Source organism: Agrobacterium tumefaciens, assembly GCA_025560025.1.
Taxonomy (GTDB): domain Bacteria; phylum Pseudomonadota; class Alphaproteobacteria; order Rhizobiales; family Rhizobiaceae; genus Agrobacterium.
On sequence record CP048487.1, the window covers coordinates 195982 to 216460 of the forward strand.

A 20479-nucleotide genomic window follows, 5' to 3' on the forward strand; every position below is an offset into this window, starting at 1 on the left:
GCTCCACATATCGAATATAATAGGCCACATTGGAACTCATTGATCCACTGATGAGGCAATTATGGAATTGTTGAATGACATGGCCCTCTTTGTCGAAGTGGCCAAGGCCAGGAGCTTTCGGGGAGCGGCCGAGATCATCGGCGTTCCGAATTCAACACTCTCTCGCCGGGTTGCCCATTTGGAGAGAACAATCGGTCTCCGCCTGCTCCACCGAACGACGAGACGAATCGAACTAACGGAAGCCGGGCTGATCTACTTCGAGCGATGCAGGCGGATCGTCGACGAGGCGAGGCTCGCGCACGAGCAGCTGGGCGGGATGCTGGAACAGCCGAGTGGTCTCCTGAGGGTCTCATTCCCTGCGGAATTCGCAACGGGTTATCTGCTCCCAATCATCTCGGACTTTGCGGAAGCATACCCAGGGATCACGTTCGATTTCGAGCTGACAGAACGCCCAATCGATCCGGTATCCGAGCCGTTCGACGTGGTCATCCAACTCGGAGAACCCGCAATCTCACACTTGATAGCGCGGCCACTCGCGCGCCTGCAGCCATATCTCTATTCATCACCAGGTTATCTGGAGGCCCGTGAAGTCCTCAAGCATCCGTCAGACCTGGTCCGACATGCCTGCCTCTACTGGATGAAGGACAACGTCTTGAAGCTCGGCAACGGTACCGAGGCTGCCGAGATTTCAGTCACCGGACGGTTTCGCCTCAATAACGTCGCCATGATCCGCGGACTAGCTGCCCGCAACAAGGGGATTGCGCTCCTTCCAGAGGAAGTCGTAGCTGACGAAGTGTCTCAGGGCAAGCTAGTGCGGGTCCTTCCACAATGGAGCGGCGCGCCCATGCCGTTCTTCGCCGTCACCGAGACACGGCTCCTGCCTGCCAAGACGCAGCGCTTCATCGAGTTCCTGAAATCGCGCCTGAAATAGAAGACCCCGCCTGCCGCTTGAGTAGACGGGGTCCATGGTTATGAAGACTGGAGGCGGCCGTTATCGGGCAAGGTCACCGCCGTCCGCGGCGATGATGCTCCCGGTCACGAACCCGGCGAAATCCGAGGCCGCGAACAGGACCGCGCGCGCGATGTCGTCCGGTTGACCCAGCCGACCGAGCGGAAGCGACTGGCCGTACCTTACCAACGCATCAGCGACGGCGGGATCGATCCGCTTGGTGGCGACACCGGGCGTTTCTGTCAGCGTCGGCGCAACGGCCACGGCGCGCAATCCCCTCGGTCCCAGTTCGACTGCCAGGCTTTTCGTCAAGCCAGCGACAGCGTGCTTGGACGCGACGTAATGGGCCGGGTTGGCCCCATTGCTGGAGTTGAATGCGGCGGTCGAGACGATATTGACGATCACGCCCTTGTTGTCTTCCATGCGCAGGGCGGCTTCCCGTGCACCGTTGAATGTGCCGCGAACGTTGATGTCGAAGACGCGATCCCATTCGTCATCCGGGATCTGAAGAACGGGATTCGACGGGTAGATGCCCGCACTGTTGACCCAGATGTTCAGTCGACCCGTCTTGGCCACGGCGAGATCTGCGAGTGCGGTGATGGACGCATGGTCACCGACATTAAGCTTCGCGCCAATGTGCGTGCCGCCGAAAGCAGAAAGCTCGGCAGCGGTCTCGATAGCCTTGGCTTCGTCCAGATCGCCGATCACCAGGTCGGCCCCCGCCTCGGCAAGACGCTTGGAGATCGCCCGCCCGATGCCCGCGGCTCCGCCGGTCACAACAGCCGTGCGTCCTTTCAGGGAAATCAGGTCAGCCAGTGTGGCGTTGGTGTGATCGGTGTAGGGCATGGAATGTCTCCTCTTGGATTTGTTATCGAGTAGATCGCGGACGGACTTAGCCGATACCGCGCGTTGAGGCCGTACACCTAGTCATCGCCGAGGCGATCGGCGTGCACGATCAAGGTGAACTTCCCCGCAATCCTACTGAAGATCGGGTGCTGCGAGGACGTTATAAAGCCTCCGGAAATGGGAATGACTGCTGCATTGCTGGAGCAATCATTCCTGTTCATTCAGCCGCTCATGGTGCCGTCACGGGAGTACTGGGCGGTCCTGTCGACGAGGAAGGCAACGACATCGGCATCTGTCAACGCCGTGATCCTGGCGTTCTCCTTGCCACCGCCGACCATCAGCGCAGTGTACTTTGCGACATGCATCTCGTCAGCCGACACGACACCGTCGAAGACGTAGAACCACCGATCGAATCCATCACGCGATGGGAGGTCGATCGTCTCTCCGGCGGCGAGATGTGCATCGTAGAGATAGACTTGCTGGCGAACGAACGTCGGCGCCTCCGATCCCGCAGGCCCCGTCAGAAGCCGCCATTTGCCGTCCCGTTCCGCTTCATCCAGTTCCACGAACTGGACTTCCGGTGTCATCTCCGAAAGCTGAGGGCGGACGAAGATCTGGAGCATCTCGATCTGGTCGCGGCCAACGACTTCTTCCTCGTGCGAGAAGCCATGTCCTGCATTCATCACCATGAGCCGCCCGGACGAGAGGACTTCGCTGTGACCGGCGGAGTCGGTGTGGCGCATCTGGCCGGCGCGCATGTAGCTGATGATCTCATCGTTGCGATGCTCGTGCATGCGCACGACAAGGCCAGGCTGAAGCTTGGCGTGATCGATGGTTCCGAGCCCGCCGAAACCGGGATCACCTGACTGTCCGAGCGTGATGCCCGGACGGATGCGGCGGAGCTGGAAGGGACCATGCGCCCGCTGCTGATGGGTCTCGGGCGGCACGATCCCTGTTCCGGTGATCGAAGGTACCCTGATGTTCATTTCGTTTCTCCTTATCTGCAGCGGGCGCATTTTGATTAGTCGCCGATTGGCGGGAGCACTTCTGTAAACAGGAGCTGGATCAGCTTCTGGCCATTTTCGGAGCCCCAGTTCTGCGCGAGTTCCGCGATCATGGTGTTGGTAGCGGTCAGGATCACACCTGCGTCCTGCATGCGGCGGCGTGACATGTCTTCCGACAGCTCGTACGGCGAACCGGAAGCATCCATGACGGCCTGCACGTTGTAGCCTTCGCCGACGGCATCGATCGCCGGGAACACGAGGCACACGTCGGTGGTGACACCAGCCATGATCAGGTTCTTGCGACCAGTGGCTTCGACAGCGGCCTTGAAGTTGGCATCCGTCCAGGCGTTGACAATGCCTTCGCGCTTGACCCGGTTCTCGAATTCGACCGGAAGGATTTCTTGGAGTTCAGGCAGAAGAGGTCCCTGCAGGCGATCTTCCTGGCTGGATGTCAGGATGGTCGGGATGCCGAGAATGCTTGCGGCCTTGGCCAGTGCCAGCGACATGCGCTTGGCCTGGGCGACATCGATGTTCTTGATGAGCTGCATCGTGCCGACCTGATGGTCGATGAGCAGAAGAGCGGAATTTTCGGCGGTGAAGAGCTTGGACATGACGTGATCTCCAGGAAATCGTTAAGCGTGATTGCTTGAAACAGAAGATATTCCTGAAACACCCGTCCCGGCAGACTTGAAAAATGTCAACTTCATGTTCCATAAATGAAACATGAAAACATTCGGAGATTTTGACGGCCTCGCGCTGTTTGTACACGTCGCTCAATCTGGGGGGCTTGCGGCAGCAGAGCGCGCAACCGGCATATCGAAAGCTACCTTATCCCGCCGCCTGTCAGCTCTGGAGGACACGCTAAGTGTCCGTCTAGTGAGAAGAACGAAAAAGGGTATTGTCCTAACCGATCACGGACAGCAACTGTTTGACCGAAGTCGAGACGCGTTTGCGATAGCCGAGGAAGCCATCGCGACGGTGCAAAATGAGAAAGTTGTCTTCTCGGGCACGGTCAGGCTGTCGCTGCCGCCGGATATCGCAACTGAGGTTCTCGCCCCGGCACTTATTCGGTTCAAACTGCGCTATCCTGAGGTCGTGGTTGACATGACACTAGCGGATCGCCGTGTGTCGCTAATTGAAGAGGGCTACGACCTCGCCGTGCGCATGGGGGCTCTTTCTGACTCCGAGCTTATGTCAAAGAAGATCGCAAGCCTGCCAAGAACTCTGGTTGCCAGTCCAAAGTTTGTCTGTGAACATCCAGACATAGCGAGCCCTGATGACCTGAATGGTGTGGCCGCAGTTGCTATTAGACGTGACCTCGTGGAGTGGGACCTACGTGGTTCTGACGGAAACTTTGCCAAAGTCCGCCCGAAGATCGGGTTCGCGGCCAATCGGCAGACGATCCTGATTGACGCTGTACGTTCCGGCTTCGGCGTTGCAAATCTGCCAACATTCATGGTCGATGCTGAACTGCAAGCCGGACAGTTCGTGCGCGTCCTACCGGATTGGGAGCCAACGCCGGTAGAGGTGACTGCTCTGTGGCAAAAGGACAAGATAGCCGGCCGGCTGATCAAGGCGATCGTTGCCGAATTTGAGCAAGCGTTACGGTAGGCCAGACACAATCAGCGACTGGCTTGCAGTGAATGACTGCATACGGTCAAGGTCATGTGTAAGCGGACCAGTATCCCAAATGCCATCGGAGGTGAAATGATGCAGACGGTCGTATTGATCGGGCGCGAGGCGCTCCGCCATCGGCTCGATACGCTTGCGATCGCCACGCCCGATCAGGCCAGAAATATACACCGGACACATCTGTCGCCGCTTCTTGTGGTCAAGCTTTACCCCTCGTTCCTCTTGGCACAAAACCTTTGATCCGTTCCCATTGATCATCCCTAAGGGCATCACAATCCATCACCGACCTCCAAAAGTCAGTGTTGAATCTGATTTGCTTGCTCTTGGGAATCTGGAGGGTTATGCGAGGTCGGTTCTGCTGGTTCGGCTGTCTGTGTCCGACCTCATATAAGCCGGATTGAACGAAGCCGCAGGCTGTTTGGCGCTGCTATGGGAATAGTAGAACGCAGGGCATCGCCATCGCGGCGATCAATCTGGACCCGGCGGATTGACGTTCATGGCCTTTCCGGCGGGCATTTTGGCCGGAATGTCTGCTGCATGGACAGCGGTGGCCGCCCATTCGGCACGGATGGACGGGTGATATCGAGCGCTGAGTGAACGCTCTGGCCTTCCGTGGCATTTTTGGAAGTACCGCGTGTTGGGCATCATGACGTGTCGCACCGGAAAAATGCGGGTCGAGGCGGAGCAACCGGCGGAATGTTGATACCTGTCCTGCACATGGGAAAGCCGACGTATCTTCAGAATTGTCTCCACAACAAGCATCCAAATAAAAAGCCTCCGATGAAACCGGAGGCTGTTGTAACCCCATCGCAGATGGGGGTCCCGTTTTGACGCCGATCACCCCATTTGCGGGGTCCTTATTCCATGCCTAATCACAGATCGAGCGCGCAGGTCCGATGGATAGTCCCTGCAAGCTCGCGAGCGATGCGCCGAACCCGCGGAAGGTCCGCCTTCCGGATCACTGATGAAGAAGGCGCGGCGGCTCGCATAAGCCGGTTGTGGAGCGCTGGCGTGTGAATTGGTGTTTCAGGCAGTTCTCGATATATCTTGATTTGCGATATATCGAGAACTATATAGGACGCATGAAAAAACGACACACAGGCGGACCGGACCGCCATTTCCTTCACCCGGACCACCCGGAAGGCCATCAAGGCAAACACCGCCGGCACGGTCGCCACGGCGGACGGCGTCTTTTCGACTATGGCGAACTGCGGCTCCTGCTTCTGGCGATGATCGCCGAGCGGCCTCGCCACGGCTATGAGCTGATCAAGGAGATCGAGGAGCGCTTTGGCGGTGCCTACAGCCCAAGCCCCGGCGTAATCTATCCGACGCTCTCCTGGCTCGACGATATGGGCTATGCCGCGATCGAGCCCGAAGCCTCGGGCAGAAAGCTCTATCGTATCACCTCCGAGGGAGAAGCCTTCCTCGTCGCCAACCGCACGGCGGCCGACGAACTCCTGTCACGCATGGCTGCGGCAGCTGAACGCGCGGAGGAGCCCCTGCCGGAGATGGTCGCTGACGCCATAAGGACCTTCAAGCTCGCCCTGCGGCTTCGGCTGAAGCGCGGATCGCTCGACGACGAGGCGGCCGGCAAGATCGCCGCCGCGCTCCTCCAGGCGGCACAGACAGTGGAGCAAAGCTGATGAACGCACGATCCCCCATACCTTCCGCCGTGCAGCGCATCGCCGCAATCAGTACACCCCACGCCAGCCGCTACCTTCAGCAGCTCTGCAAGCATTTCGCGCACAAGATTCCCGTCACGTTCGACGAGCGGTCCGGACAGATCACCTTCTCCATCGGGGAATGCCGTCTTTCGGCTCGCGACGGATTGCTGCGCCTGTCTCTCACAGCCGAGGACGACGAGAAGGCGGCGCAGCTTCAGGACATTGTAGCGCGCCATCTCGTCCGCTTCGCCTTCCGCGAGGAACTCGCGATTACATGGCGCGCACCGTCCTTCGGCGAACATGTGCTGGATGAGAGGGTGAGCGCCGTCCTCGACGCCTATCACACACGGATGCGCGAGGAGCGTGCCGGCCCGCGCGTCGAACCGCCCGGCGGCCGCGACGGCGGACAGGACCAGCGCATGCGCGCCATCGGGCCGGACACGGGTCGCCTCCTGAACATATTGGCTCGAAGCCTCACCGCGCCGACCATTCTGGAGATAGGCACGTCCTTCGGCTATTCCGGCATCTGGCTGGCGGAGGCTGCGCGGGTGACCGGCGGCCGGCTCATTACCATGGAACTGCACGGCTACAAGTCGGCCCATGCGCAGGAAATGGCGCAGAAGGCCGGCCTTGCCGATCATGTCGACTTCAAGGTTGGCGACGCCGTCGCGATGATCGGCGAACTGCCGGGCAAGGTCGACTTCGTCTTCCTCGATCTCTGGAAGGATCTCTACGTTCCTTGCCTAGAGGCCTTCTATCCGAAGCTCAATCCCGGCGCGATCATCGTCGCCGACAACATGCTGGGTCCGGACCCCGCCGTGAAGGATTACGGCAAGGCCGCGCGCGCCGCACCAGGCATCACCAGCGTCCTCCTGCCAGTCGGCTCGGGCATCGAGGTCAGCCGGTACGAACCGGCCTGAGACGGATCGTATAAAAACGGGCAACGAGAAGGGCAGATCATCCATGCAGGAAACGTCATGACGGAGCATCGATATCCATCGTCGGCCAGCCGGCGGCGGGGCGGCCCGGCGCGATGGTGTGTCCTTTCCGCGTCCGCTCTCGCCCTGACCCTGACTGCGGCCGTCTGGTCGCCGACTGACGGGCGGGCGCAATCGAACCCGAACAGTGTGATGCAGGATATGGCTTCGACCCGTACAAAAACCATCGTGGATGCCGCAAACGCCTTTCTGGAGACGCTCGACCCAGAGCGGCGGGAAAAGATACTGCTTCCCTTCGATCCGGTTGCCAAACCCGTCGCCGCTGAATTCGCGCGGCAGCGAGGGCCTGGCGGCGCGGGCGGGCGTCCGCCCCGAGGCGAGCGCCCCGCCGATGCTGGCAGCCCCGAGGCGGGAGCCGGGAAAGGCGGGCGCCGGAGCGGTGGGTCTGGCGGCAGCAGAGCCATGCCCGGCTTCGTGGGTGAGCAATATGGCGCGGCGGTCTGGTCCAACTACCCGGCCAGTGACGTGCCGCGGCCCGGTCTTCCGCTGGGCGAGATGACCGAAGACCAGCGCGCCGCCGCGCTGCATCTTCTGGAAACGGTGCTCAGCCCCGAAGGCTACCGGAAGGTGCTGGAGATCATGGGCTCCGATCAGGTTCTGCACGAGGGCGGCACCAACTACGCCTCGGGCACCGATAACTACACGCTCGGCCTTTTCGGCACGCCCAGCGCGACCGATGCGTGGATGCTGTAATTCGGAGCACATCACCTCGGCCTGAACGTGGTCGTCAGGGGCGCGCAGGGCGTGGCTACGCCGACGCTGACCGGTGCGCAGCCCGCCGTCTATACCAATCCGGCGGGCGAAACGGTGCGGGTGCTGGCGGGTGAGAACGACAAGGCTTTCGCGCTGCTCGATGCATTGGACGAGGCGCAGCGCGGCAGGGCGATCCTCGACTATAGCGTCGGCGATCTGGTTTTAGGTCCCGGCCGCAGCGGCGAGACCATCGTGCCCGAGGGGCTGCGGGCTTCGCAGATGACGCAAGCGCAGCGGGCGCTGCTGCTCGACGTGATCTCGGAATGGGCCGGCATCGTCAACGAGGACTATGCCGCGCCGCGCATGGCCGAGATCGAGGCCGGGCTGGACGAGACCTGGTTCGCATGGAGTGGCCCGACCACGCATGAGCCCGGACGGAACGGCTCGTCCTACTACCGCATCCAGGGGCCGAAGCTGATCATCGAATTCTCGCCGCAGGGCGTGGGCGGCGATCCGACCATGCATGTCCACACGGTCTACCGCGATCCGACGAACGATTACGGCAAAGGGTTCACGGCGCCATGAGCGTGCGGGGGATCATGCTCGCCGCGGCCTTGCTCGGGCTGGCCGCCCCGGCCTCGGCACATCGGCTGGACGAATATCTGCAAGCCGCCACCATCGCCGTGGCTTCGGACCGGGTGGAACTGCACCTGCGCCTGACGCCCGGTGCGGAGGTGGCCGACATGTTCGTCGCCGGGATCGACCGAGACGGCGACGGAGTCCTATCGCGGGCCGAATGGGAGGATTATGCGACGGAAGTGCAGCGGAACCTGTCGCTGGAGGCCGACGGCACGGCACTGTCGTTGCGGCTGACCGGCGCCAGCTTTGCCGATGTCGATCAGGTGAAGCAGGGCGAAGCCGCGATCCTGCTGGATTTCGCGGCGGACCTGCCCACCGCCAACGGTCCCCGCAGTCTCACGTTCGAGAGCCGGCACCGGAGCGATATCGCCGTTTATCTCGTCAATGCCCTTGCACCGCGCGACCCGCCGTGAGCATCCTCGGCCAGCACCGCAGCCCTGACCAGTCCTCGTGGCGCCTGGATTTCTCAGTAAGGCGCGTGATCACATCTGCCGATGAAACGCGACAGTGACGGGCGAGAAGGAAACGGAACTGCAGACACGCCGTGACTTTGTAGTGATGGGGCTAATGGCGAGCGCGGCGGTGGCGCTCCGCCCGACTATATCATACGCCAATGCGGCATCGACCTCGTTTTCGGCGGGAGCCGGGCGAGCGGATGTCGTTCTCGCCGACAGCCTGTTTCCGCTCGATGGTTTCGCCGGAGAACACGATCCGTTGGCTGTCCGTGTTCTGCTGCTGGACGATACTGTGATCCGGGTGGCGATCGCCGTGGTGGACCTGACCTCGATCTCCGAGGCGGTGATCACGCGGTTCAACGCCATCCTGAGCGAGGTTGCGGGCGTCGACAGCGACAAAACCATCGTCAGCGCCAGCCACACCTTTTCCACGCCGCATGTCTTCGCGCCGGGACAGGTGCCGGGCGGCAGCGACACGGCTTCCAACGATGCCGCCTTGCAGGCGTTCGAAATGGCAGTGCGGGCGGCCGCGGCGCAAGCAGCCTCGGCCTTGCAGCCGGCCAGGCTGGGGTTCGGACAGGGCACCGCCTATGTGAACGTCAATCGCGACGTGGAAACGCCAGATGGCTGGTGGCTCGGCGCCGACGATGCCGGCTTCGCCGATCACGCGCTCTTAGTCCTGCGCGTCGATGGCCTCGATGGTCGCCCGCTGGCGTTCCTAATGAGCTTCGCCGTGCAATCCTCGATCATGGACGGATCGGAGCGCGCCGAAGGCAGCAGGCTGATCAGCGCCGATGCTCGACGTAAGGCGGGAAAGCGTGGAGGTCGCATCGCAGGTCTTCTCCCCGCGCAATGCCCCAAAGGGGCCGGTCAAGTCCTTCGACTATGCGCCGGGCGGCACGGTCGAGGTTCCGGTGGTGCTGATCCGACTTGGCGACATGGTGCTGGCGGGTGTGCAGCCGGAGCTTTCCGCCAGCATAGGCGCGCGGATCAAAGCCGGTTCGCCGTTTGCGGGCACCGTGGTTGCAACGATGATCGACGGTTCCGCCAAATATATGCCCGATGCGACAAGCTACGATCGTTTCACTTACGAGGCGCGCAGTTCGCCATTCGCCAAAGGTGCTGCAGAGGCCGCGGCCTCGGGGATCATCGAGCATATCAAACGGATGAAAGACGCCGGGAATTAAGGAGAACACCGTCATGCACTCCCGCAGGGATTTTCTGATCATGGGCGTAAGCGCCGGAACATTGCTGGCGGTGGGCGTGCCTGCTTTCGCCCATGACGGCTCCGGCCATGCGAAAGCCGCCACGGCGGTCACGCAGGTCTTCGGCGAGGGCGTCAAACTGACGGCCGTGGCGGTCGAATATGACGCTCCCGTCAAAGGCGGCGATTTGTCCGCCGACAGCTTCGCGGTCGAGGGGCGGACCGTCACGCAAGTCTTCGCCAGCACCACCGCCGATCCGGCGGGCAGGTCGGAAGAAGGCGCCTTCGTCATCGTCGCCCTGTCGCCCGAGGATGCGAATGCCGCGCTGGCCGAGAAGATCGGACAGCAGGGCGGCAACGGCGGTGGTCCCGGTGGCGACGGTGGCCGTGGCGGCCCTGGCAAGGCGGGGGACATCCCTACCTACGATACGATCTATCCGCCCGCCAGCGCGGCGGTCCTGCAATCCGGCCCGGTGACGCTGGCCGATGGACATGTCGCAGCAGCCCGCGACAGTGCCATCGAGACGACGAAAGTGGCGAACCTGATCGTCGACGACTTCCGGCAACTCGAATTCAACGATCCCAAAACCGGCAAGCTGCTGCGCTACAATCTCTTCGTGCCGAAGGACTACGATCCGAAGCAAAGCTATCCGCTGGTGCTGTTCATGCACGATGCCGGCGCCACCAGCGACGTGGCGCGCACGACCCTGTTCCAGGGCCTGGGCGCGGTCGTCTGGGCGAGCCCTGAGGATCAGGCGAAGCGCCCGGCCTTTGTGCTCGCGCCGCAATTCGCCGAGATCATCGCCGACGACGGTTCCAAAACATCGGACGCGCTCGACGCCACGATCAACCTGATCAAGGCGCTGGCTGGACAATACAGCATCGACATGAAGCGGCTCTACACGACGGGCCAGTCGGGCGGCTGCATGATGTCGATCGCCATGAACATCAAATATCCCGATTTCTTCGCCGCCTCCTTCCTCGTCGCCGGGCAATGGGACCCCGAACTCGTTCGCCCCATGGCGGGCAACAAGCTGTGGATTCTGGTCTCTCAAGACGACGACAAGGCCTTCCCCGGCCAGAACGCCATCACCGCCGTGCTGGAGACCGAGGGCGCGAAGATCAGCCGCGCCACCTGGGATGCGAGGTGGACGGCCGAACAGTACCGCGCCGCTTTCGACGCGATCGACGCCGAGGGCAGCCCGATCAACTATGTGACCTTCGCGCCGGGCACCGTCATTCCCGAAGGCGGCTCCACCGCCGGCGCCAGCGGCCACCGCAATACATGGCGCGTGGCCTATGCGATCGAGCCCATCCGTGAATGGATCTTCCGGCAATCGAAGGCTTGAACCTCGGCGGCGTGCCGATGATGACCGCCGCTGCTACCGCCCTTCGGCCTTGAAGCGCAGACCAACCGTTAGGTGTTGGCCGGAGGCATTTCCCACCGTTTTTACCACTTGGGGGGAGCCTTAGCGCAGCTCAGAGGGCCACTCCACCTGTATCGAGGGAAACCTATCCTAACGCGCGGTTTTTACCACAAAATTGGATAGAAATTCAATGGAAGTGAAGGTGGCCCAAGCCGTCAATGGTTGACAGATCCTCGTGCGACTCTAATTCAACACTGCCACGTTTAGAGTTTGGCTGAAGGCTTGCGCCCTGGCGGATCGGCGCAAGCCTTCTTTGCGTTTGCGTCACAGGGCAACCAGACACTCAAAAATCATATGTTATAGTTTGCGAACGGAGCCAGTAAAATCCACGGTTGTAGCTACCGGCGTAAGCGATTTGAACCGCCCCGGATTTACCGGAGACCCCAACTCGTGAGAAGTAGGGTCTATGACAAGCAAGACGACGAACAAATTCTCCCCTGAAGTCCGCGCCCGTGCCGTGCGTATGGTGACGGAGCATGAAGCCGAACATCCCTCCCGCTGGGCAGCGGTATCATCGATAGCGTCCAAGATCGGTTGCTCGGCGCATACCCTCCATGAATGGGTGAAGAAGGCCGAGGTCGACAGCGGCAAGCGGGCTGGCCTGCCGAGCGACGTGGCCGAGAAGATGAAGGCACTGGAGCGGGAGAACCGGGAGCTTCGTCAGGCGAACGAGATTTTGCGCAAAGCCTCGGCATATTTTGCCCAGGCGGAGCTCGACCGCCCACTGAAGCGATGATTTCCTTCATCGACGAACACCGCACGGTGCTCGGGGTCGAGCCGATCTGCAGGCTGCTGCCGATTGCCCCGTCCACCTACTATGAGGTCGTTGCCAAGCGCACGGACGTGGACCGCCTGTCGGCCCGCGCCCGTCGCGACATGGCGATGAAGGTCGAGATACGCCGGGTGTTCAACGAGAACTTCCAGGTCTATGGCGTGCGGAAGGTCTGGCGACAGTTGCAGCGAGAGGGTCACGACATCGCCCGCTGCACCGTCGCTCGGCTCATGAGAATGATGGGTCTTCAAGGCATCATTCGCGGCAAGCCCGTCAAAACCACCGTGTCGGACAAGGCCGCTCCATGCCCGCTCGACCGCGTGAACCGGCAGTTCCGTGCTCCCGCACCGAACATGCTGTGGCTCTCCGATTTCACCTATGTCGCGACCTGGCAGGGCTTCGTCTACGTGGCCTTCGTGATCGATGCTTTCGCCCGGCGCCCCGCCCGGCTTCGGCAAGACCGCCTTGATGAAAGCGGCCTATGAGCGTCTTGTGGACGGCACCCTCACTTTGCCGGGCATGCGCGACACGGCAGTTTCCCATTGTTCCTGGTTCAACGCATCCGACCTTGCATCGCCCGAACGTTTCGTCGGTGAACTGCGTCAGTCGCTAGGTCTTGCCGTTATGGCGGACACACAGAATGCCATGACGGACGCCATGGAAGCTGTGGCGCGGCGTGAGGGTCTGACCATTCTTTTCATCGACAATGTCAACGAAATCGATACCGGCAGCCGATACCGGTTTCTGGAACAACTCATCCTTTCCGCGCCCGATACGCTTCGCATCGCCTGCTCGTCCTGTTCTCCTGCGCAATTGCAGCTTTCCCGGCTGAAGGCTCGCGGAGTATTGACGGAGTTGGCGGCGAGGGAACTCGAATTCGGGCGATCCGACCTGCGGCGGCTGCTGGCCCGAGGCGCTATGTCGGCGCTTGTCGATCCCCTGATGGAAATTACCCGTGGCTGGCCCGCGCTGGCGCAACTCGCCACCGGCATCGTGACCGGAGGCCCGACGGAAGAAGAACGCCGCCTGTTGCTCGCCGGGACCCATGCCGATCTGATGGACTACACGCGCGAAACCGTCATCAACCGGCTTTCTCCGGCGCTCCTGTCCACCCTGCGCCGATTGTCGCCTTTCTCGGAATTTCGTCTTGATCTCGCCTCCGACCTCGGTTTGCCCGGCTTGACGGAAGACGATCTGGTCATGCTGGAGGCCTTGCATCCCATTATAGAAAACGGGCCGAATGGCTGGCTCTCCCTGCACCCCGTGCTTCGCACCTGCCTCGAACGGGACACCGCCTTCGTTTCGGAAACGGAAAAGAAGGCGCTGCATCGCCAGGCCGCCATCTGGTTTGCAACCCGCGCTCATCTGGAACGCGCCGTTTCCCACGCCGCCCAGAGCGGCGATTTCCATATGGCGGAAGAAATCATCGGAAAAGCTGGCGGCGTCGATATTTTTCTGCGGGCCGGGCATCAGGTGCTGGAGCACCTCATCGATAATTTTCCGCCGGAAATCCTGCATGCATCGCCTGGCCTCATGGTCTGTTATGCCGTGGTGCTCTCCAAGCGCGGCAATGCGGCAGCCGGGCGCGAGCGGCTCGATATTCTGAAAGAAAACGGCAAATGGTCCGCTGCCGCAATTGCCGCCGTCGACCGTAGCGTCCTCGACCATATCGACAGCCTGATCGATGTTTATGAAGACCGCCGCATGAGCGCTACCGAGGCGCAACGGCTGGAACGGGCCGCCGCCGCCCTGCCGCCGCATGCCACGTGGGAACTGGCGTGGCTCTTTAACCACCTCTGTATTATTTACACCCGGACCGGCGAGCTTGAGGAGGCGCGGCGCGCGGCGCTGAAAGCGCTCGGATATTATCGCGAGGAGAAAACGCCCTATGCCCAGGTCTTCATGCTCATCCATCTCGGCCTCGTCAGTACGCTGACCGGTGAATTTTCCGCCGCCCTGCAATTCTGCCGGGAGGCGGAGGAACTGGTGGAACGGGTGCACTGGACAGACAGGAATCTGCTGGCCATCGTTCGCCTTGCAACAGCCGACGTGCTTTATCAGCAGGGTGAGGTGCTTCAAGTCGAGCAGACCCTGACCGAATGCGTGGAGCCGCTGATCCGGGGGGAAGGCTGGGTGGACCTGTTCATGCGGCTGTTCTGGCTTCTGGCCCGCAGTCGCCTGCAGGTGAGCGGCTTCGATGCCGCGGCTGCCGCAATCGACAAGGCGGAGGAAGTGGCAGTGGAGCGTAACCTGCCCCGCCTGAAGACCGCGGCTGCGATCATGCGTGTCGATCTGCTCGTCAGGGCCGGCATGATTGAATCTGCAACGCAAGCGGTGGAACGGGTAGAAACCCTGAAGCAGGCGGGCGGCCCCGACAACTGGACCTGGCGGGAAGTCTATGATTACGACGTCGCCGCCGCCCGGCTGGCGCTTGCACAGGGACAGGCGCCGCAGGCGCTACAAATACTCGAAGCCCTGATCTTTTCGGCCAAGACCGCAGGCCGCGCTTATCACCGCATGTTGGCCGAAGTCATGGCGGTGCAGGCGTCCTGGAAGGCCGGCCGACAACATCAGTCCCTTGCCTATCTGCAATCAGCCATCGCCCTTGCCCGCGCTCACGAAGCGACGCAACTCTTTACGGATGAAGGGCATGATTTTGCCACCACGTTGCGCGCTATCGTGCGCCGTTTCGGGCTGAAGGTCTTTAGCCCCAACGCCGTGGAATTCATGAGCCGCATTGTTGGACATGGCTTCGGTCGCAAGCCTCACATGATAGTTTCCGCACAACAGAAGCATGACGGCGTAGTACCAGCGTCCGGGTTGCTGAGCAGTCGCGAACTCACAGTCCTCAAGCTTCTTTCCGAAGGCCGCAGCAATAAGGAAATCGCCCGCGAGCTAGGGCTTTCGGAGGCCACGGTCAAGTTCCACCTGAAAAATATTTATGCCAAGCTCGGCGTCAGCCGACGTGGCATGGCCGTTTCCGTCAGCAAGCACCTTAAGCTGACTGAGCCTGAATAACGTCTTTTATTCACCAGCGTCGGTAGCTGTGTTGGTTTCGAGTTGGCCAAAAGGATAAGCCGGAGCTAAGGTCCGAGGCTCCCACGCCATAAAATAAATGAAACCGGCGGCCGATGAGCAGATAGCTCAAGCATCTGAAAAAGAAGCACTTCGAGGCAGAAGGCTGACATACGTATCACTTGCGTCAATCGCGCTTTGGAAAGAACGGGCCGCCTTAGGATGGGGATTTTTCACGATTGGGATTGGAGCCGGCGACCCACACAGGCAGATTTCCGAACCGCATTTCGACGGCCGCCAGTGTGCCATCGATGTCATTGGTATTCTCTTCCTGCGCGCCAAAGGCGGCGGCGTGGGCCCCCGGAATATTCTCGCATGCCGCGCGAGCGTCCGTCTTGACGGTCGGTCGCCAACCTTGTTCACTCGGCCAATGTTCAAAGCTGCAAATGCTGTACAGATCAGAGTAACTATCGACGCAATCGAGCCGGGCATCTGGCGCCGTCTGGTTCTGCCGGTCCATTGGAACTTGGAGCATCTGCATCTCGGAATTCAGGCCGCATTCAACTGGTGGAACTATCATCTCTATGAGTTCCGCATAGGTGGTCTTCGGTACGGGGACGTTGAGATCCTCACGGAGGATGCGACCTACGACGATCCTCGGGTCTTTGATCAAAAGGAGGTTCGCTTGATGGACTTCGAGCAAGGTTTTGTCTTCGGCTACCACTATGATTTTGGGGATGGCTGGCGGCACACCGTCATAGTCGAGGAGTTCTTGACTCTCGCTGCTACGCCAAAAAACGGGACCTGCCTCGCCGGCGAAAGAGCGAGACCACCCGAGGATGTTGGGGGAGTTTCTGGTTATGAGCGGTTCCGGGAGATCATCGCCGATCGGGACGATCCGGAATATGCCGAAACCATTCGTTGGTGCGGTGGCTACTTTGATCCGGAATGGTTCGACCGGTCGGTGGTGGACAAGGACGTCCGCAATGCTTTGCGGTCGAACGTCAAACGGCGCCTATATCAGCCGAAGCCGAAATCTGTCCCAAAGAAATGAGTTAGCTGAGGTTGCAGGGTGAACGCCTTGATGGGTATCGAACCTGAGACTAACAAATCCCGTGGCAGCCGCTCTCAGCCGTTGTTTCTGTTTCCGCTCAGCGCCACTGCTTTTCCTCCAACGTCCAGTTCGATCCCGGTAGTTTTCCAGTTTTGGAGAAGGTCGTGAGGATATTTCCGAGCAGCTTGGAGATATTGTTGTCGAAATTATTGTAAGGAAGTGACTGACTGAAGGCGATCGAGCCGGTGGAGAACACCGCGCCGTTCTCCGGCGTGGTAAAATAGACCAAGTCAGCGCGTATTCTGTAATCATAGGACCCCATCAGCCCAGGATAGGGGTATAGGACCTCCTCGACCACGGTCTGATAGTTGTCGCTATGCCCACCGGAAGAGGCGACAATCAGGGCATGCGGCGGGGTTCCAAGCGTGAGGTCGTACCGGTCGATTTCGAGACCGGCCGCGCCATGATGCGCCAGACCGAAATCACCGAGGATTTCACCTTCTATCCCTTCGAACATCCATTCGGCGCGGCGGTGCCAGCTATCCGGCATGCGTCGGTAGGGCCGCGCGGAATCGAAGCCTTCGGAGATGAAGCCGACACCGAGCAGTTTCTGCGGCGGGCGGCCGAGATCTTTCCAGATGCCGCTTTTCTGTCCCGAGGTGGCTAGATAATATTCGCCCGGCCTTGCTTGCCAGGCGCGCATGCCCGAGTTGAGCTTGCGCACTTCGACACACCAGGGTTCGTCCTGTCGGTAGGAAACGTTCCAGTAGTAGCCGTTACCCCCGAGATAGATCAGACGTCCACCGGCGGCCGCATAGTCTTCCGTTGCGTCCATCAGCTCTTCGGAAACATATTCCGGATGGGTTCCCGTCAGGACAACCGTATAGGGTTTCAAAGCTGCGATGCCCTCGCGCTGGACGTCCTCGTCGGTGATCACCTCATAGTCGTAGTCCATGTGGTCAAGCCAGGCGATAACGGAAAGGTCGGCCGGGAATTGCCAGGTGACACCCATCGACGACATACGCGCCTTCGGCCGCATGTTGAGGATCGGCCTGAGATAGGACGAGTAGCACACCCCTGCCCCATCGGAATGATGGTCGTAAAGCGACAGGCCGAATTCCTTCGTCTGGTACAATTCGATGTCGATCTCGGAAATGATCGGCGACTGGCCGGCCAGCGGCTGCATGATTTCGGCGTCGAAGGTCAGATGCTCGTTGGCATAGGCGAGATAGCTGCTGGTCGGAATGAGGAAGCAGATTGGCGCCTTCGGCGTCTTGGCGCGCACGAAGAAGGGGATGTATTCCTCGCGCAGGCCCTTGCCGTCGCCGACGCGCAGGCGAAAGGCATAGGCGCCTGAGCGAACATCCGGCACGGTAAAGGATGCGGTCTTTTCCCAGCGGCAATCGATGATCGCATCGTCGTGGAATTCAACGCCGCCATATTCGCCGGGCGCAAGCCGATAGCAATCGTTGCGGCCCGCCCAGTTGAAGCCGGTCTGCCCGCGAACCGGCCGGTTATAACCTTCGGCATGCAGCGCGTAAGGTCCCGTATCGATCACGCGGTCGCCGATACCCTTGTCCGTATAACCGATTGACGTATCCCAGGCGGCGAGACATCCATTGGATGGCGGTTTGCCTGACGTGCGGAACGCATCCAGTTCCTCGCGCGACAGAACCCGGTCGAAGACTGCCGGACGATCCAGCTTGCCATTATAACACTGGGTCTTGAAGGTTCCGCGCAGACTGTGCCAGTCTTGCGCCGCAGCCAGAAGAAACGGAACTTCGGGCGGATTGAGCGGCTTGAAGCGCAGCGTTTCTCGCACATGGGAGCGGAAATCGATACCGGCGACCTTTCCGACCAGGCTGTTGTAGCGTGTGCTGGCACTCTCCTGATAGAGCGTCGCATTGCCGGTGGACGCATCGTAGGTCGCGGCAACGAAGTACCACTGGCTTTTCATCAACGGCACCTCGGCATCGACATAGTCGACCTCGCGGCCGTCGCCATAACCGAATTCCAGGAGACCGGCCGGATTGATCCAGAGCCCGTAGCCACGGTTGTTGTAGGCGTCCCAGCGTCCCATCAGGCATTGACGTTCGCCCCCGCCCGGCTTGTTGGGGTAGATAAAGGCTGCAAGTGTGAAGCTGCCCTTCGGCGCCAGACGCCCCTCCGGATCATCGACCGTCAGGAAGGAGCCGACCTGCGTGAACTGCTTGCGTACGGTCCAGCTGCCATTCTGCGGGTTTGCGATCTCCTCTTCCTTATAGCCGGGACCGGCCGGATGGATGTCGCCATGGATCAGGCGAACGAGTTGCGCCTCGACGCTCGTCGTTCCATCCGCATGCACGAAAAAGCCGATTTCATCGCCCGGCCGTACCGAGATCCTGTCTGCGTAACCAAAGATTTTCTGTTCGGCCATGGACCGGCACTCCATTCAAAAAGTCTGCGTCATAACGTCGGTGATTGTCAGTTCAGGTTTCGAGCAGGTCCTGCACACGGCGCAGGAAAAGCGCGTGATAGGCCTCGTCCGGCGTCGCGTATGTCTGGTCCTCGACGAGGCGCGGAGCCGTGCCGCGATGGCCGGCCAGCGCCACGATACGGTAGGCCTTGAATTCCTCGATCACCATGATCGCGTATTTGTCGATCTGCCCCTGCCTGCGGAAATAGTTGAGCAGCCGCTCCAGCGCTTCCGAGTGCTGGCCGAGCGGACGCGTGCGGTGTTCCTCGATCACGGCGTCGGAGATCAGGCGCTTCAGAAAATCACGCTGCATCTTGTCGAACCGGCGGAAATAGATCTGGTCCTTATCGTGGATTTCGGTGGCTTCCTCGGGGAGCATTTCTCCGCCTTTCTCCGCGCGCGTCGCGCGGCGTTCACTGCGTTTCTTGGCGCGCCAAGTACGGAACTGGTCCTTCATCCCGAACAGCCCGCCGCGCAGGAACAGGACCACCATCAGCATGATGGCGCCGATCAGCATGAAGCGCAGCGGCCCAAGATCGATCAGCACCCGGTCGATAAAAACGACGATGATCGTTCCGACGACTGCGCCTTCCGAGCGGCCGATGCCACCAATCACCAGCATGGCGAGCGAGAGCAGCAAGGTGTCGAACGAGAAGAGATTGGGCGAGGCACCGCCGAAATGGATGGCGTAGAATCCGCCGATGAAGCCGAGTGCCGCAGACGAGATCAGGAACACCCAGACGCGGGCGCGCAGATAATCGACGCCAACGGCCTGCGCGAAGGCCTCCTTCTTTTCCGGCGCCATCCGCAACACCCGGCCGAGCCGCTTGCCGTTGACAAAACGATAGACGAACAAGGCCGCGAGCAGGAGCGCCAGACAGGCATAGTAGCCGAGAAGCAGCTGACCTTCCTGTCCCAGACCGATAGGCAGGTAGCTGGGGGCACCATAGAGGCCGCCCGTCGCCGAACCTAGTTGGCGCGACTGCACGACATAGACGCGGCAGAGTTCGACGACACCAAGGGTCAGCAGCGCATAATAGAAGCCATCCAGCCGCATGGCGGGAAAGGCGATGACGGCACCGAAGGCAAGGCCGATCGCGGTCCCCATCAGTGGCAACGTCCAGAAGGGCAGCCCCAGTTGTATCGCAGCATAGGCCGAGCCGTACGCCGCCGCGCCGACCACGGAATAAGTGGCGAGCGAAAAGATGCCGGCAGTTCCGATGACCAGCATCCAGCAGAGGTTGATCGCGCCGTAGATACCCATCACGGACATGGCCGTCATGACCGTGTTCCACGAGCCTGCCGGCACCAGGAAAGGCATCATAAGAAACAGCACGAAGGCCATCGACCACCAGATCGGCCGCTTGTCCAGAATGGTTTTCTCGCGGCGCATGGTCTTGGCGTTGTAGCCGCCGGAAATGTTGAGCATGCGCCGGCGCGTCGGCCAGTAACGGGTGCGGTGCCAGAGGCGCTCGCCATGGCCCGGCCATTTGTAGAAGAAATTGAAGCGACCGACCTTGTGCATCTCCGGCTTGAAAGAGGTCGTCTCGTTCCAGGTCGACTGGTGGGACTGCCAGGAGTTGGTTTCGACCTGACGTGTTTCCTTCTCTGGGTCGAAACAGCCAAGCGGATCGATCCAGACAGGTGGCTGTGTGCTGTTCGCGTTCATGGC

General features: G+C 60.8%; 15 protein-coding genes, 3 pseudogenes and 1 other annotated feature. Of the genes and pseudogenes, 11 read left to right on the top strand and 7 right to left on the bottom strand.

Annotated features, from left to right (window positions below):
* The first annotated feature begins 61 nt into the window (after positions 1-61).
* Positions 62-931, top strand: a complete 870-nt coding sequence (locus FY152_24610; protein ID UXS35336.1) for a LysR family transcriptional regulator — start codon at positions 62-64, stop codon at positions 929-931.
* A 60-nt stretch (positions 932-991) separates the two neighbouring features.
* Here the strand turns inward: FY152_24610 and FY152_24615 are convergent, their stop codons facing one another.
* The 3 genes from FY152_24615 to FY152_24625 form a co-directional block, all read right to left on the bottom strand.
* Positions 992-1795, bottom strand: a complete 804-nt coding sequence (locus FY152_24615) for an SDR family oxidoreductase (GenBank protein UXS35337.1) — start codon at positions 1793-1795, stop codon at positions 992-994.
* Between the two features lie 221 nt (positions 1796-2016).
* On the bottom strand, positions 2017-2781 hold the full coding sequence (locus tag FY152_24620) for a pirin family protein (GenBank protein ID UXS35338.1): 765 nt from the start codon (positions 2779-2781) through the stop codon (positions 2017-2019).
* Positions 2782-2816: 35 nt separating this feature from the next.
* Positions 2817-3410 (bottom strand): isochorismatase family protein, encoded by a 594-nt coding sequence (locus tag FY152_24625; protein UXS35339.1) that lies wholly within the window; start codon positions 3408-3410, stop codon positions 2817-2819.
* Positions 3411-3522: 112 nt separating this feature from the next.
* Between FY152_24625 and FY152_24630 the strand changes: the two genes are divergently transcribed.
* On the top strand, positions 3523-4410 hold the full coding sequence (locus tag FY152_24630; GenBank protein UXS35340.1) for a LysR family transcriptional regulator: 888 nt from the start codon (positions 3523-3525) through the stop codon (positions 4408-4410).
* Here FY152_24630 and FY152_24635 read toward each other — a convergent pair.
* Positions 4402-4602, bottom strand: a complete 201-nt coding sequence (locus FY152_24635) for a transposase (protein ID UXS35341.1) — start codon at positions 4600-4602, stop codon at positions 4402-4404. The two genes, FY152_24630 and FY152_24635, sit on opposite strands and share 9 nt — an antisense overlap.
* A 911-nt stretch (positions 4603-5513) precedes the next feature.
* Between FY152_24635 and FY152_24640 the strand changes: the two genes are divergently transcribed.
* From FY152_24640 to FY152_24655, 4 genes and pseudogenes are all read left to right on the top strand, one after another.
* On the top strand, positions 5514-6074 hold the full coding sequence (locus FY152_24640) for a PadR family transcriptional regulator (protein ID UXS35342.1): 561 nt from the start codon (positions 5514-5516) through the stop codon (positions 6072-6074).
* Positions 6074-7015: a DUF2218 domain-containing protein gene (locus tag FY152_24645; protein UXS35343.1), complete on the top strand. Its 942-nt coding sequence runs from the start codon at positions 6074-6076 to the stop codon at positions 7013-7015. The genes FY152_24640 and FY152_24645 overlap by 1 nt, the downstream gene beginning before the upstream one ends.
* Before the next feature lie 57 nt (positions 7016-7072).
* Positions 7073-8371 (top strand): annotated as a pseudogene (locus FY152_24650) (DUF3500 domain-containing protein).
* Positions 8368-8838 carry a hypothetical protein gene (locus FY152_24655; protein UXS35344.1) on the top strand — a complete coding sequence of 157 codons (471 nt, stop codon included), beginning with the start codon at positions 8368-8370 and terminating at the stop codon, positions 8836-8838. Before FY152_24650 ends, FY152_24655 begins: the two are co-directional and overlap by 4 nt.
* A 190-nt stretch (positions 8839-9028) precedes the next feature.
* Here FY152_24655 and FY152_24660 read toward each other — a convergent pair whose 3' ends face one another.
* Positions 9029-9547, bottom strand: a complete 519-nt coding sequence (locus tag FY152_24660) for a hypothetical protein (protein ID UXS35345.1) — start codon at positions 9545-9547, stop codon at positions 9029-9031.
* 127 nt (positions 9548-9674) lie between these two features.
* On the opposite strand from FY152_24660, the gene FY152_24665 reads away from it, so the two are divergent.
* The 5 genes and pseudogenes from FY152_24665 to FY152_24685 all read left to right on the top strand — a co-directional run bounded on the left by FY152_24665 (position 9675) and on the right by FY152_24685 (position 16352).
* Complete coding sequence (locus tag FY152_24665; GenBank protein UXS35346.1) at positions 9675-10067, top strand: hypothetical protein; 393 nt, start codon at positions 9675-9677, stop codon at positions 10065-10067.
* 13 nt (positions 10068-10080) lie between these two features.
* A complete protein-coding gene (locus FY152_24670) occupies positions 10081-11433 on the top strand; it encodes a peptidase (protein ID UXS35347.1) in 1353 nt (450 codons plus the stop codon).
* Between the two features lie 541 nt (positions 11434-11974).
* Positions 11975-12723 (top strand): annotated as a pseudogene (locus FY152_24675) (IS3 family transposase).
* Positions 12202-12318, top strand: a sequence feature (AL1L pseudoknot). It overlaps the preceding pseudogene by 117 nt.
* Positions 12722-15301 (top strand): annotated as a pseudogene (locus tag FY152_24680) (LuxR family transcriptional regulator). Before FY152_24675 ends, FY152_24680 begins: the two co-directional pseudogenes overlap by 2 nt.
* Positions 15302-15728: 427 nt before the next feature.
* Entirely contained in the window at positions 15729-16352 is a 624-nt protein-coding gene (locus tag FY152_24685) for a plasmid pRiA4b ORF-3 family protein (protein ID UXS35507.1), read from the top strand.
* A gap of 97 nt (positions 16353-16449) precedes the next feature.
* Here the strand turns inward: FY152_24685 and FY152_24690 are convergent, their stop codons facing one another.
* Positions 16450-18768, bottom strand: a complete 2319-nt coding sequence (locus tag FY152_24690; protein UXS35348.1) for a LamG domain-containing protein — start codon at positions 18766-18768, stop codon at positions 16450-16452.
* A 52-nt stretch (positions 18769-18820) separates the two neighbouring features.
* Positions 18821-20476, bottom strand: coding sequence for a branched-chain amino acid ABC transporter permease (locus FY152_24695; GenBank protein ID UXS35349.1), 1656 nt, complete (start codon positions 20474-20476; stop codon positions 18821-18823).
* Positions 20477-20479: the final 3 nt, after the last annotated feature.

Bases quoted from the DNA above. Each gene is read 5' to 3' on its own strand.
- FY152_24665 (UXS35346.1), top strand. From the start codon at position 9,675: ATGCTCGACGTAAGGCGGGAAAGCGTGGAGGTCGCATCGCAGGTCTTC.
- FY152_24620 (UXS35338.1), bottom strand. From the start codon at position 2,781: ATGAACATCAGGGTACCTTCGATCACCGGAACAGGGATCGTGCCGCCC.
- FY152_24655 (UXS35344.1), top strand. From the start codon at position 8,368: ATGAGCGTGCGGGGGATCATGCTCGCCGCGGCCTTGCTCGGGCTGGCC.
- FY152_24615 (UXS35337.1), bottom strand. From the start codon at position 1,795: ATGCCCTACACCGATCACACCAACGCCACACTGGCTGACCTGATTTCC.
- FY152_24695 (UXS35349.1), bottom strand. From the start codon at position 20,476: ATGAACGCGAACAGCACACAGCCACCTGTCTGGATCGATCCGCTTGGC.
- FY152_24630 (UXS35340.1), top strand. From the start codon at position 3,523: ATGAAAACATTCGGAGATTTTGACGGCCTCGCGCTGTTTGTACACGTC.
- FY152_24640 (UXS35342.1), top strand. From the start codon at position 5,514: ATGAAAAAACGACACACAGGCGGACCGGACCGCCATTTCCTTCACCCG.
- FY152_24670 (UXS35347.1), top strand. From the start codon at position 10,081: ATGCACTCCCGCAGGGATTTTCTGATCATGGGCGTAAGCGCCGGAACA.
- FY152_24610 (UXS35336.1), top strand. From the start codon at position 62: ATGGAATTGTTGAATGACATGGCCCTCTTTGTCGAAGTGGCCAAGGCC.
- FY152_24625 (UXS35339.1), bottom strand. From the start codon at position 3,410: ATGTCCAAGCTCTTCACCGCCGAAAATTCCGCTCTTCTGCTCATCGAC.
- FY152_24690 (UXS35348.1), bottom strand. From the start codon at position 18,768: ATGGCCGAACAGAAAATCTTTGGTTACGCAGACAGGATCTCGGTACGG.
- FY152_24685 (UXS35507.1), top strand. From the start codon at position 15,729: ATGTTCAAAGCTGCAAATGCTGTACAGATCAGAGTAACTATCGACGCA.
- FY152_24645 (UXS35343.1), top strand. From the start codon at position 6,074: ATGAACGCACGATCCCCCATACCTTCCGCCGTGCAGCGCATCGCCGCA.